The 12,268-nt window shown below is 38.9% G+C and carries 13 protein-coding genes; 12 read left to right on the top strand and 1 reads right to left on the bottom strand.

What is annotated here, in order from left to right:
* The coding region (locus G4V62_RS15040) for an S-layer homology domain-containing protein (protein WP_165203609.1) at window positions 1-322 on the top strand (322 nt) is incomplete at its 5' end.
* Window positions 323-426: 104 nt separating this feature from the next.
* On the opposite strand, the gene G4V62_RS15035 is transcribed toward G4V62_RS15040, so the two are convergent.
* Complete coding sequence (locus G4V62_RS15035; RefSeq protein WP_165203607.1) at window positions 427-1,965, bottom strand: AbgT family transporter; 1,539 nt, start codon at window positions 1,963-1,965, stop codon at window positions 427-429.
* A gap of 220 nt (window positions 1,966-2,185) precedes the next feature.
* On the opposite strand from G4V62_RS15035, the gene G4V62_RS15030 reads away from it, so the two are divergent.
* The 11 genes from G4V62_RS15030 to G4V62_RS14980 all read left to right on the top strand — a co-directional run bounded on the left by G4V62_RS15030 (window position 2,186) and on the right by G4V62_RS14980 (window position 12,263).
* The gene (locus G4V62_RS15030; RefSeq protein WP_165203605.1) at window positions 2,186-3,070 is read left to right on the top strand and encodes a metallophosphoesterase family protein; all 885 of its coding nucleotides are present in this window, start codon (window positions 2,186-2,188) and stop codon (window positions 3,068-3,070) included.
* A 309-nt stretch (window positions 3,071-3,379) separates the two neighbouring features.
* The gene (locus tag G4V62_RS15025) at window positions 3,380-4,630 is read left to right on the top strand and encodes an ABC transporter substrate-binding protein (protein WP_165203603.1); all 1,251 of its coding nucleotides are present in this window, start codon (window positions 3,380-3,382) and stop codon (window positions 4,628-4,630) included.
* Window positions 4,631-4,744: 114 nt separating this feature from the next.
* On the top strand, window positions 4,745-5,677 hold the full coding sequence (locus tag G4V62_RS15020) for a carbohydrate ABC transporter permease (protein WP_246218462.1): 933 nt from the start codon (window positions 4,745-4,747) through the stop codon (window positions 5,675-5,677).
* Window positions 5,677-6,504, top strand: coding sequence for a carbohydrate ABC transporter permease (locus G4V62_RS15015; protein ID WP_165203601.1), 828 nt, complete (start codon window positions 5,677-5,679; stop codon window positions 6,502-6,504). Before G4V62_RS15020 ends, G4V62_RS15015 begins: the two co-directional genes overlap by 1 nt.
* An 18-nt stretch (window positions 6,505-6,522) precedes the next feature.
* A complete protein-coding gene (locus G4V62_RS15010) occupies window positions 6,523-7,158 on the top strand; it encodes a YesL family protein (RefSeq protein ID WP_165203599.1) in 636 nt (211 codons plus the stop codon).
* A gap of 51 nt (window positions 7,159-7,209) precedes the next feature.
* Window positions 7,210-7,839 (top strand): helix-turn-helix domain-containing protein, encoded by a 630-nt coding sequence (locus G4V62_RS15005; protein ID WP_165203597.1) that lies wholly within the window; start codon window positions 7,210-7,212, stop codon window positions 7,837-7,839.
* A 4-nt stretch (window positions 7,840-7,843) separates the two neighbouring features.
* Entirely contained in the window at window positions 7,844-9,232 is a 1,389-nt protein-coding gene (locus tag G4V62_RS15000) for a BglG family transcription antiterminator (protein WP_165203595.1), read from the top strand.
* 12 nt (window positions 9,233-9,244) lie between these two features.
* Window positions 9,245-9,550 carry a PTS sugar transporter subunit IIA gene (locus tag G4V62_RS14995; protein ID WP_165203593.1) on the top strand — a complete coding sequence of 102 codons (306 nt, stop codon included), beginning with the start codon at window positions 9,245-9,247 and terminating at the stop codon, window positions 9,548-9,550.
* Between the two features lie 13 nt (window positions 9,551-9,563).
* The gene (locus tag G4V62_RS14990; RefSeq protein WP_165203591.1) at window positions 9,564-9,908 is read left to right on the top strand and encodes a PTS sugar transporter subunit IIB; all 345 of its coding nucleotides are present in this window, start codon (window positions 9,564-9,566) and stop codon (window positions 9,906-9,908) included.
* Window positions 9,909-9,922: 14 nt separating this feature from the next.
* On the top strand, window positions 9,923-11,221 hold the full coding sequence (locus G4V62_RS14985) for a PTS sugar transporter subunit IIC (protein ID WP_165203589.1): 1,299 nt from the start codon (window positions 9,923-9,925) through the stop codon (window positions 11,219-11,221).
* A 76-nt stretch (window positions 11,222-11,297) separates the two neighbouring features.
* Window positions 11,298-12,263, top strand: coding sequence for an aldo/keto reductase (locus G4V62_RS14980; RefSeq protein WP_165203587.1), 966 nt, complete (start codon window positions 11,298-11,300; stop codon window positions 12,261-12,263).
* The last annotated feature ends 5 nt before the right edge of the window (window positions 12,264-12,268 follow it).

Genomic DNA, 12,268 nt, shown 5'->3' with positions numbered 1-12,268 from the left:
TGCTAAAGATCTAGGTATCGTTCAAGGAACGGGCGACAACCGCTTTAACCCGAATGCGCACATCGCTCGTCAAGACTTATTCACAATGACGGCTCGCGCTTTAGCAACACTAGATAAGCTGCCAGAGCAATCTGCTGAGAATACGCTAGAAGGCTATGAGGACGTCTCCTCCATTGCGAGCTATGCGAGAGGTGGCATAAGTCAGCTAGAGCAAACGGGCTTAATTGAAGGCAATGAAAACCAATTAAAGCCGCTTGACGAAGCTACACGAGCAGAAACAGCTGTGTTGATTGATCGTATTTTACAATTCTATGTAAAGTAATACGAAACGAAAAAGCCTGCCGGCTGACCTAAAGTCAAATCGGCAGGCTTTTTTACATCATTGTCGTCGGCGCATCGGTTTAAGCTATCAGAACTCTATATTTCTTAATACGTTAAACTCGTCCCTGGTCCGACAGGAATACCGAAGAGGTACCAGAGAGCAAAGAAGACCGTCCAGCTGATGAGCAGAATAATGGAGTGTGAGAGCATAAGAGAGACGACTGTCCCGACGCCGTTTTCTTTGCCATATTTTTGCGCGAAGGCAACGACGAGCGGAAAAAACGGCATTAGTGGTGAAATAATATTTGTCGTTGAATCTCCTACGCGATAAGCAATTTGTGTTACTTCAGGCGCGATCCCCATCTGCATAAACATTGGTACAAACACCGGCGCCATGATTGCCCACTTGGCAGAATCGGCAGCGATAAATAAATTAATTAATGCCGTAACCATAATTAAACCAACAAGTAAGGGGGCTCCATCTAAATGAATGGCTTGCAAAAACTCCGCACCTTTGACGGCAATAATCGTCCCGAGATTTGTGTAATTGAATAAGGCGACAAACTGTGCTGCGAAGAAAATAAGAACGATAAAGCCTGCCATCGTTTCTAATGAAGAGGCCATTAGGTTGGCAATATCTTTATCATTTTTAACTTTTCTTGTCACAATTCCGTAAACGATCCCTGGGATTAGGAAGACGAGCATCATGAAGAAAATGATACTGCTCATAAAAGGTGACGTCATAATACTGCCACCTTCCCCACGTAGTACCCCGTTTTCTGGAAGAACAAGCAGGGCAATTGCAACAATGGTCAGGACGATGGACAGGTTGGCAAAACGCAGCCCTCTTTTTTCTCGTTTTGTCAGCTCATGCAAATCATTGGTAGCGTCATTTGCCTCATAAGAACCCAGTCTAGGTTCAATGACCTTATCCGTAATGATTGTCCCAAGAATCACAACTAAAAATGTTGATGCAAACATGAAGAACCAGTTATCGGTTGGATTCACAAGGTAATCGGTGTTTAAAATTTGAGCGGCTTCGGTTGAGATGCCGCTTAATAATGGATCATTTGTTCCTAAAAATAAGTTGGCTGAATAGCCACCTGCCACTCCGGTAAAGGCGGCAGATAATCCAGCTAATGGATGCCGCTTAAAACCGAGAAAGATGATTGCGCCAAGGGGGACAAGAACGACATAACCAACAGAGGCGGCGACGTTTGATAGGACGCCCATGAGCACAACGATTGGAGTGACGAGCCTTTTCGGTGCTTTCGTAACTGTATTGGTCATGACGGCACTAATGTAGCCAGTTTTTTCAGCGACGCCGACACCGAGCATCGCAACGAGGACTGGTCCAAGTGCCACAAAGGAAGTGAAATTTGTCACAACGTTTGAAAACATGTAGGCAAGGCCTTCAGGGACAAGTAAGCTGATCGCTGAAACTGTCAGTGTTTCAATTTGACCAGTGTCATTATTCACCCCTTCAAATTGAACGCTCGTTCCATTTAAGTATAAAAGATGAGATGAAATAATAACGATGAACGTAAAAATAAGAAAAATCGTTACTGGATGTGGGAGTTTATTTCCTTTTTCCTCGATGAATTGTAGTACACGAGATGATAATGAACGCTTCGCTTGTCGCATGGCGTGACCTCCTTTTTACACGAGTTATTTGATCAGTGTACCATGAATTAAGACATTCATGGTAACCCCTCGCTCTGGAGCGTTTATTGTAGAGAATCTCATAACGTATATATTAATGAAAATAGAGACAATTAAAGTTATTAAAGACATTGAAAATTACGACCCTTATGATACGATGGACGCAATATATCACTATGAAAAAGGTAAAGGAGGAAGATTTGTGAAGTTAACGATGACTCCAGAAGGTAAGTTTACGATATTGCAGCTTACGGATTTACACATTGGCCCATTCCCTTATCAAGAGCGTGATCAATACACTATTAAGCATATAAAAGAGATGGTGAGTTTATCAAAGCCAGATTTAATTGTCATCACGGGCGATTTAATTTGGAGTGAAGGTGTTCAAAAGCCGCAAGAGAGCTATGGAGGTCTGATTGAAGTGATCAATCAACTTGAAACGCCGGTTGCGATCACATATGGAAATCATGATTCTGAAGAAAACATAACTCGTAAGGGTTTACGCGAGATGGAAAAAAGGATTCATCAATTAGCAGACAAGAAACATGTTCATCTCGTTGATGATCGAGCCTCATTTTGCATTGAAGTTACACAGAGAGATGGTTCGCTTGCCAACGTTCTATATCTTATCGATAGCGGCGATTACGATCCTTTGAAAATTGGGACATATGATTATGTCCATCCAGACCAAGTCGCCTGGTTTAATGAAATTTCTAAAATGTATTCAGATATGGCGAAGGACTTTAAACAGAATCTGCTCTTTTTGCATATCCCGCTTCCGGAATATAGAGATGGTTTTCTGAACGGGCGAGCTCAAGGGACGAAGCTTGAGGATATTTGCCCCCCTCGTTTAAACACAGGCTTATTTACCTCTTTGTTAATAGACGGAAATGTTGCAGGTGTTTTTTGTGGGCATGATCACGATAATGACTTTGTAGCAGACTATCACGGCATCCAATTAGGCTATGGTAGGGTCAGTGGTTACAATACTTACGGTGAACTAAAGCGTGGGGCACGGGTCATTGAGCTTTTTGCTGATCAGCCGATGAAAACAAAGGTCATAGAGACCGAACAAGCGCCTATCTAATTAAAAATAAACCAATTTTAATCGTAAAGAATTGAAGTGTAGACACAACCTTTTTCAGGTTGTCTACACTTGTTTTTTTGTGAGCAGAATAATCCTCATTTGGAAAAAAACTGCGGCGAAGATCGTCATTTAGCTCGTATGCTCCAGTCACTCCAGCTCAGCCAACATTTGTTTAACTATTTAAACGCTCGGTGTAGACAAAATAAGTTATACGTGGAATTGAAAACGCCTCCATAGGAATTGATAATTGAAATAGAAAGATCGTTAAGTAAATCTCTTAGCAAATATTTTTAAGGGGGGCGTTTTTTTATGAAAAGAATCAAAGCTGTTGGAATGCTTGTGATGACTATCGTTTTAGCTTTATTGATGGCGGCATGTGGCGCGGAAACATCTAGCGAAGAAGAAGGAAAAGTAGAAATTAAAGTTCAGTATTATACACAGGCGATTAGTCAAGGGGCAATTGATGCAGCAAAAGAGGAATTCCCTGATTATACATTGTCCTTTACCGAATTACCTGCAGACGCAAACTATGATGTGAAATTAAAGACAAGCCTCAATTCTGATACAGCACCAGATATTGCAACAATTAATACAAACATCCAAGATTTCTTGCCCTATTCGGAAAAATTTGTGAACCTATTGGATTATAGTGTGGACGACCTAGCCGGTGATTATGTCGATTGGAAATGGGAATCTGCTAAGACTGCAGATAAAGAAGCGATGATTGCCATGCCTTTAGATATTGGACCAACGGCTTTATTTTACCGGGCAGATTTGTTCGAAGAAGCTGGACTTCCGACGGACCCTGAAAAAGTAGCTGAGGAGATTGCAACATCTGACGATTATATGGAAGCTGCGAAGCAATTACATGAACAAATCGATAAACCAATGTTTTTGTCAGCAGTTGCCTTATTAGGTGAAGAATATCGCAAATTAGACTCTGGAATGTACAACACTGAAGGTGAGTTAATTTTAGCTGATGGACAATTAAAAGAAGCTTGGGAATACGTCGTAAAAGCTGTCGATCACGGCTATACGTTGGGAACAAAATCGAATTCCATTGATAACGTGAATGCAATCAATGAAGGATTATATGGCGCTTACATTGGTGCTTCATGGGGGGTCATGGATGTAAAGGATGGAGAAAAGTCAGCTGGAAAGTGGCGTGTGACGAAAGCGCCTGGAGGTTATTCCAACCAGGGGGGCTCTTACCTTGCCGTATTAGGAAACACAGCTCACCCTGAGGAAGCGGTTGAAGTTGTAAAGTTTTTAACAAACTTAGACAGTCAAACCGCTAACTTTAAAGAAAACAGTCTTTTTCCTGCGATGAAAGACACATATGAGATGGAAGAAATGACAGTTGGAGATGAATTTTTCGGAGGACAACAGATCTATGAATACTTTATTGATGCTGCCCAAAATATTCAATATGTCTATCGTGATACACGGGATACCGCAGCCTTTAACTTATTCTCAGATCAAATTGACCTCGTAGAAAACCAAAATAAAGACCCAGAAGAAGCTTGGACGGATGCTTTAGAAAGAGCGAAAGAGCTTTAGTTTAGTAAGGAAGATCGGGCGTTTACGCCTGGTCTTCCTAAAGATACATAGGTTCGAGGGAAGAATGGGTATTTTGCAAAGGTGGAGCAAACGTTAAAAATGAGGGATTAAAATATGGAAGCGACTTCTAAAAACGAGCAACATCTAAAAAAGCGAATGTATTGGAATAAATTAATAGATCGAGCAACTCCGTATATTTTTATTTCTCCATTTTATCTTCTTTTTATCGGCTTTAGCTTATTTCCGTTGATTTTTGCGGGCATTTTAGCATTTAGTCAATGGGATGGTATTGGTGAAATTGAGTTTGTAGGGTTGGAGAATTTTTTGCGCTTAATCGGCGACGACGTATTTTGGCTATCTTTAAAAAATACACTCATTATTTGGGTTGTTCAGACAGTGCCAATGCTCCTTATTTCACTAATCGTTGCCTATATCATTAATTTAAGCGTCATTAAAAACAAAGAGTTTTATAAGACGACATTATTTTTACCTTATGTCACATCTGTGGTCGCAGTAACCATTTTATTTGGCCTCATTTTTTCGAACCAAAATGGTTTAATTAATGCTTTACTCCAGATGGTCGGTCTAGAGCCTATCAGTTTTCTTACAAGTCCTTTTTGGGTAAGAATTGTCATCGCAGCGGTTGGGTTTTGGCAGTATTTAGGATATAACATGATTATTTATTACTCAGGACTAGCAAAAATACCTAATGATTATTACGAAGCTGCGATTATTGACGGCGCAAATAAGGTGCAGATTTTCACAAAAATTACAATTCCGCTACTAAAGCCGATCATATTGTTCACTGTCATGATGTCTACGATTGGGGGCCTGCAAGTGTTTGCCGAAGCCCAAATTTTAGTTCCAAGTAATGCTACTGCTGAAGGCGGATCTTTAACAATTGTTTATTATTTATATCATACGGCGTTTATGCAAAATAATTATGGTTATGGGGCTACGATATCGTGGGGTCTCGTCGCAATTATACTCGTCTTCTCCATACTGAACTGGTACCTGACTACACGCAGGATAAAGGGTGAGGAATAATGAAAAATAATCGACTTTCAGCGATATTGATCAAAGGAACACTTTGGTTAGGCGTGTTTTTCTCGATCTTTCCATTTTATTGGATGATTGTTATGGCGAGTCGGACAAATAGCGATATATACTCGATCCCCCCTGTGCTCACATTTGGAAAAGAATTGGTGAAAAATATTGAGACGGTGCTGACTTCTACGCAATTTTTTCAAGCAACGTTAAATACGTTATTTATTGCGGTCGTTTCAACGACACTCATTTTATTTTTTGATTCATTGGCAGGGTATACATTTGCGAAGCTCAAATTTAAAGGTCGTCAATTTTTATTTGTTTTTCTTTTATCGACGATGATGATTCCAGGACAGCTTAACATTATTCCACAATACATAATGATGGACGCTATTGGCTGGGTAGGTTCGTACAAGGCACTCATTATACCTGGAATGGTGAATGCTTTCGGGATCTTTTGGATTAAGCAATATTGTGAAGGAGCGATACCGAACAGCTTATTAGAGGCGGCGAAAATCGATGGTACGACGGTCTTTGGTACATATTGGAGAATAGCTCTACCAATTATGAAGCCGGCCCTGGCATTTTTGGCAATTTACTCATTCATGGGGGCTTGGAACGATTACATGTGGCCATTAATCATTCTAAATGATCCGGAAAAGTTTACGTTAATGCTCGCATTGACACAATTACAAGGGCTGTATTTCACAAATTATCCTCTAGTCATCACTGGAACACTGCTGGCGACAATTCCAATTTTACTTATTTTTGTCTTTTTCAGCAGACAAATGATGTCAGGAATTACTGAAGGTGCCGTCAAAGAGTAATGAAGAGGAGTGACTGGAGTGACTGTTCATAAGTTGTACAGCTGGCTAAATAGGATGATTGATATTGTTATCTTAAGTCTCCTTATTCTTTTAACTTCGTTACTTGTAGTGACAGTATGTTCATCGTTAATGGCAGGGGTGGGCACATTTCATTTTAGACGAAAAATCGAAAGTACAGGCAATCTGTTTGAGACATATTTTATGTATTTTAAAAAAAGCCTTGGCGCAGGAATTGTAGCACAATGCGCGCTAATGCTCATTTATGTGATCGGGTATGTCAATTTACAAATTGCCAATACAATACCTGAATGGCAAGGGGTGCTCGTCTTCGCCCTGTCCACACTATTCCTGTTGTTATGTACGATGACAATAAGCAATTTTATGGTTTTGCAAGCGAAACTCGACTATAAAGCAGTGACATTGATTTTGAAAAAAAGCTTATTATTGTCATTTATTGACTTTCCGCGCGCTTTTTTGATTGTTATAAGCTATATTATGCTCGCTTTGTTCATATTTTTCTTACCGCCATTGCTTATATTTACAGTAAGCACCAGTTGTTATATTCATGAAAGAGTTGGTGCGAAAATGGTTGCAAATGTGTTAAATGGTGCCGGAAGCCCTGTAAAACATATGAGCCATATGGAAACAAGATGATCGATTGTGCGGGGTAACATATCTTCTTATGATTATTTAGGAGGAAGCATCATGAAGTTAAAGCAAAGAGAACTTCAAATAATCGATTATTTACTTGAGGAAAACAGGTTTGTAAATTATAAAGTGATGTCACAACAGTTAAATCTTACAGAGAGACAAATACGCTATGATCTTCGTAATATTGAAAGTGCTTTTCAACATGCCGGTATTCATGCGATTAAAAAGCAAGCAAAAAAAGGCGTTATGATTGTAGCAAAAAACCAAGTGAAGCAACGCATGGCACACTTTAAAAAATATTCAACTCCTGCAAAGTACAAGTACTCTCGGAAAGAGATCAATCATTTCATTCTGTTAAAATTGCTCATTTCTAACCAGATTATTCCTGTCTCTGAATTTGAGACTGAGTTAAATATTTCTCGCACAACAGTGTTAAGTCATTTGGTTGATCTAGATGGCGTATTATTTTTAGAGGATTTATCATTGATTCATCATAAAAGAAGAGGCTACATCATTTCTGGAGAAAACTTAAACAAATATCATTTATTTACGAGAGTTCTTTTAGAGCTGATTAATATACGTGAGTTATACACGTTTATTATGGATAGTGAAAAGGTGTTTTCAAAGGAAGCAGAGCTGATCTTTTTTACATTTTCAATATTGATGACTTGCAACAATCATTAATTGAATGTCAAAGGTAGAAAAACATCTTGGCCGACTGTTAGATGATTATATCTTTGTGCTAATGCTGACAATCATTAAGAACATCATTTCTGAGAATAAGACGTGGGATTTTAATCGTTTTATTTCTTTTAGAGCCGATCATTATTCTGAAAACGAAGTGCTGTTGTTAAATTTGCTCGGTACTTTTGATGTTTCGGTCGAGTTGACGAAACAGAATGTTTTAACGTTTGTGAGAGAAGTGGCATTACGAGTAGGTAAGGCTTTTCATATAGATTTTCCAAAAAATATATCATTCTTGACGCATTTAACTTCGCACGTTGAATCAATGATCAAGCGGCTACAACAGTCAGTGAAGCTGACAAATCCAATTTTTAAAGAATTTATCGCCGAGCATAAAGAATTATTTTTATCTGTTAAAGCGGCATGTAAGGCTCACGAAAAATTGTTACAAGTTAAGCTCAGTGATCAAGAGATATCATTCATTGCGATCTACTTTGCATCTGAATTAAGAAAAAAAGAAGAAGCGCTGTCTAAAAAAGCTAAAATATTAGTCGTCTGTGCGGAAGGTCTGGCGGTATCTATCATGATTAAATCTCAGTTAGAAGAAATATTTGAATCAAGAGAAATTCATACGCTGCCAGTGCGAGAATTTAATACGAGTCATCTAAAAGAATATGATTTTATTGTGACGACAGTGGATATACCTGATATCCGATCGCATAAGATTTTACGAATCAATAATTATTTACAGAAAAAGGATATTGAAGCGCTACAAAAACATTTGAGCTTAAAGTTTACTAACCATGAAAGGACATTGGAAAAGTTTAACCCAATTATGCAGCTCATCCGTGAAAATACGCTTGGCATAAAAAACTTAAGTAAATTGGAGCTTGAGTTAATCTCGGTATTATCTAGAGACGATCATAATATGCCAAAACAATCGCTTCCAGAGGTGAAGTTTAATGAGTCTCATATTTCAATCGTTGGACATATTGAGCGGTGGGAAGATGCTATAAAAGAGGGAACAGCGTCTTTAATCAAGCAACAGTTCATCACTAAAAATTATGAAAAGAAAATCATTAGTAATTTAAGAAAGTTTGGTCCATATATGGTTGTCGCGCCAGGTGTAATGATTGCTCACGCAGGTAGCGAGGACGGGGTCATTGAAGATTCGATATGGGTCACGATCCTGCCTAATGGCATCATGTTAAAGGATCGCTATGAAGAACCAATAAAGTTAATCTTAACATTGGCTTTTAAAAGTGCGAATACGCATAGGTTGGTAGAGAACATTGCCAAGCTAGCATTAAATCAAGAAAAGGTTGAAGAAATCATACAGTTGAAGTCAAATGAAGACATTTACACTTGTATTTTTTCTTCAGTTTACAGCTAAAGGGGTTTACATATGGTCAATGAACAAGTGTCGTTTGAAATGATTTCCTACGCTGGTGACGCTTTTTCAAAGCAAGTGGAGGCTTTAAAGTATATGAAAGGCGGAAATCATGAGGAGGCTGAACGATGTATTCATGAAGCAGAAATGCTTATGAATAAAGCACATCGTATTCAGACGAAATTAATCGTAAAAGAAGCGAATGGTGAAGCGAATGAGCTGTCTGTCTTACTCATTCACGCTCAGGATACGCTGATGAATACCATTCTAATGTCAACAATCATTAAAGAGCTCATTGACATGTATAAATTATTTAAATGAGGAGGGGCACGTGATGAACATTGACAAGCTATATATATTGTTACTGTGTAATTTAGGTTCCTCGACAGCCATCATGGTTTCAAGAATGGAAGAAACAGCAAATAAGAGTGAAAAGCTAAATGGTGTAGATGTAAAGATTGAAGCCAGGCCAGCAGGTGATTTACCAGAATGTATCTCGGACTTTGATGTCGTTCTTATAGGTCCCCAAATTGGTCATAGATTTAATGAGTTAAAAAGCATTGCGGATGTCTATCAAAAACCAATCGAGATTATTGACAGTAGAGCGTATGGGAGTGTGAACGGCGGAATGATTCTTAAACAGGCCATTCTAATGAAACTGAACGCAGTAAATTCTTAAGAGGGTTTACAGCAATGAACTCTTTTTATACTAGCCTTGAGAACAAAATACAACGGGTTCATAACAGGCTAGCTCCTGTTGCAGCAAAAATAGAGAATCAGAAATATATGTCCTCGTTAAAAAACGGATTAAATGATCTCACTTTTCTTCTTTTAGCAGGGTCTTTCTTTTTAGTTCTTTGGATCATTTTGCAGTATATAAGTCCAACTTCGCTTCGTCTGCAAAATGTATTGGAAATGCCAATATTTCTAACGTATGGAATGATTTCATTCTATGCAGCGATTTCGATTTCATATCGACATGCTAAACGGATTGAAGCCCCTGTCGTTCCCTCCATCTTTGGTTCTGTAGTCATAACAGGGATCGCTACTGGTGGGGGCAACATGGCTACGTTCGAAGTCAATCAGTTCGGATCGAAGGGGCTGCTCATCTCAATGATTGCTTCCTTTGTCACTGTCGAATTGATCAAAAAAGTATACAGGCAAAAATGGAGAAAAAAATGTGAGCATATTCCTGGGGGAAGCATCCAGACCTTGCAACTATTCATGCCGGTTGTGTTACTTTCATTCATTTTATTATTAGTGAATGAATGGATACTTCATCATACAGATCAAGCAAATGTGTCAGACCTTATTTTTAGTTTTATCTTACAGGGCATTCATTTTCTCGATTCACCATTGATAGTGTTTACGATTGTTTTTTTAGAAATGCTTCTTTGGTATATCGGAATCAATGGTTATGCGGTATTGGCTGGATTCGTACTCCCATTGGCAACGTTTTATTTAAGTGAAAATGTAAAGAGTCTGATGAATGGACGGGAGGCAGAATACATATTTACGCCAAATTTTTGGGATTATTTTGCTAGTCTATCTGGCTCAGGGCTGGTTGGGGCGTTGGTCATCCTAGCGTTATTGAGTAGAGTCAAGCGGCTGCGTAATATTGGAAAGACCGCCTTGATTCCAAGCGTTTTTAATATCTCAGAGCCTATTTTATATGGCATGCCGATCTGTTTTAATATTTATTTTTTCGTACCCTTTGTCATAGGCACACCATTATTAGCGACGTTTCAGTGGTATGTCTTTAAATGGGGATTTGTGAATGTTCCTGTTGTTCATATGGCGGATGCGCCACTGCCTGTCGCACAATATGTATCAACGATGGACTGGCGAGCGCTAATTTTACTAGTCGTCGTTTTTATTCTTGCGATAGCGATGTACTATCCATTTTTTAGAATGTATGAAAAAAGTATTCTTGAACAGCAAAATCAGCAGCAAGATGATGATCAATACGCGAAACTTGATTTGGATTTTTAAATGTAAAGGGAGACCGTGTAGGAAAACTGAGGAATGATATCAAAAAGTTCATTTAAAGAGAGGGGCTTAGACTACGATGAAAAAACTTAAGATAAAAGGGATGAAGGATAAACATTCAATTGATATTGAAATATCCAATATCGTTATGGGCTCAGGCGATTTTTTACGCTTGGATCGTATGGATTTTGCTGAAGAAGTGCTGGACAAGTACATCGCTTTAGGTGGAAATGTTTTTGATACAGCGAGACATTACCGTTTTAGTGAAAAAGCCCTTGGACACTGGATGGAAAAACGAGATATAAGAGACAAAGTGATCGTTTTAACTAAAGGTTGTCATCCAGTAAGAGATGATCATTCTAAACCAAGGGTTAACGCTAAGGCCATTGAAGAAGATTTGATGACGAGTTTAGCATATTTAAAAACCGATTATGTAGACCTCTATGCGCTTCATCGCGATGATCCTACAGAGCCGGTCGCGCCAATTATGGAGGCATTACATAAACATGTTGAAGCGGGAAGAATACGGGCGATCGGCTTATCAAATTGGGAATTGCGAAGAGTGATCGAAGCTGATCAATATGCGAAGGATCATGGATTAACTAGAATTAGCTTTACGAGTCCGAATTTAAGTTTAGCTAAACCGATAAAGCCACGGTGGGAAAACTGTGTGTTTGCAAATGAAGACATGCTTAGCTGGCATGAAGTGACACAAAAACCACTATTGTCGTGGTCTTCACAGGCAGGAGGGTTTTTCTCTGGAAGATTTTCTCCTGAAATTAAAGACAATCAGGAAATGGTTGATGTGTATTATTCTAAAGATAACTGGCAGAGGTATGAAAGAGTGATCGCTTTGGCACATGAGAAGGGTGTCAGTCCAATTCAAATTTCTTTAGCGTATGTATTAAACCAGTCTTTTCCAACAGCAGCCATTATCGGCAGTGAGAACCAAGAAGAATTAACTTCTTCAATTGCTAGTGCAACTATTCAACTGACGACAGAAGAAATGAATTGGCTCAATCTGCAAAGTAAGGAATTGAGGTGATAAAG

It is taken from the genome of Litoribacterium kuwaitense, assembly GCF_011058155.1.
Taxonomy (GTDB): Bacteria; Bacillota; Bacilli; order Bacillales; family DSM-28697; genus Litoribacterium; species Litoribacterium kuwaitense.
The sequence above is the reverse complement of the archived record's forward strand: the minus strand, read 5'-3'. Positions and strand labels throughout refer to the sequence as shown.

Bases quoted from the DNA above. Each gene is read 5' to 3' on its own strand.
- G4V62_RS14980 (WP_165203587.1), top strand. From the start codon at position 11,298: ATGAAAAAACTTAAGATAAAAGGGATGAAGGATAAACATTCAATTGAT.
- G4V62_RS14995 (WP_165203593.1), top strand. From the start codon at position 9,245: ATGGTCAATGAACAAGTGTCGTTTGAAATGATTTCCTACGCTGGTGAC.
- G4V62_RS15025 (WP_165203603.1), top strand. From the start codon at position 3,380: ATGAAAAGAATCAAAGCTGTTGGAATGCTTGTGATGACTATCGTTTTA.
- G4V62_RS14990 (WP_165203591.1), top strand. From the start codon at position 9,564: ATGAACATTGACAAGCTATATATATTGTTACTGTGTAATTTAGGTTCC.
- G4V62_RS15000 (WP_165203595.1), top strand. From the start codon at position 7,844: ATGTCAAAGGTAGAAAAACATCTTGGCCGACTGTTAGATGATTATATC.
- G4V62_RS14985 (WP_165203589.1), top strand. From the start codon at position 9,923: ATGAACTCTTTTTATACTAGCCTTGAGAACAAAATACAACGGGTTCAT.
- G4V62_RS15015 (WP_165203601.1), top strand. From the start codon at position 5,677: ATGAAAAATAATCGACTTTCAGCGATATTGATCAAAGGAACACTTTGG.
- G4V62_RS15035 (WP_165203607.1), bottom strand. From the start codon at position 1,965: ATGCGACAAGCGAAGCGTTCATTATCATCTCGTGTACTACAATTCATC.
- G4V62_RS15005 (WP_165203597.1), top strand. From the start codon at position 7,210: ATGAAGTTAAAGCAAAGAGAACTTCAAATAATCGATTATTTACTTGAG.
- G4V62_RS15020 (WP_246218462.1), top strand. From the start codon at position 4,745: ATGGAAGCGACTTCTAAAAACGAGCAACATCTAAAAAAGCGAATGTAT.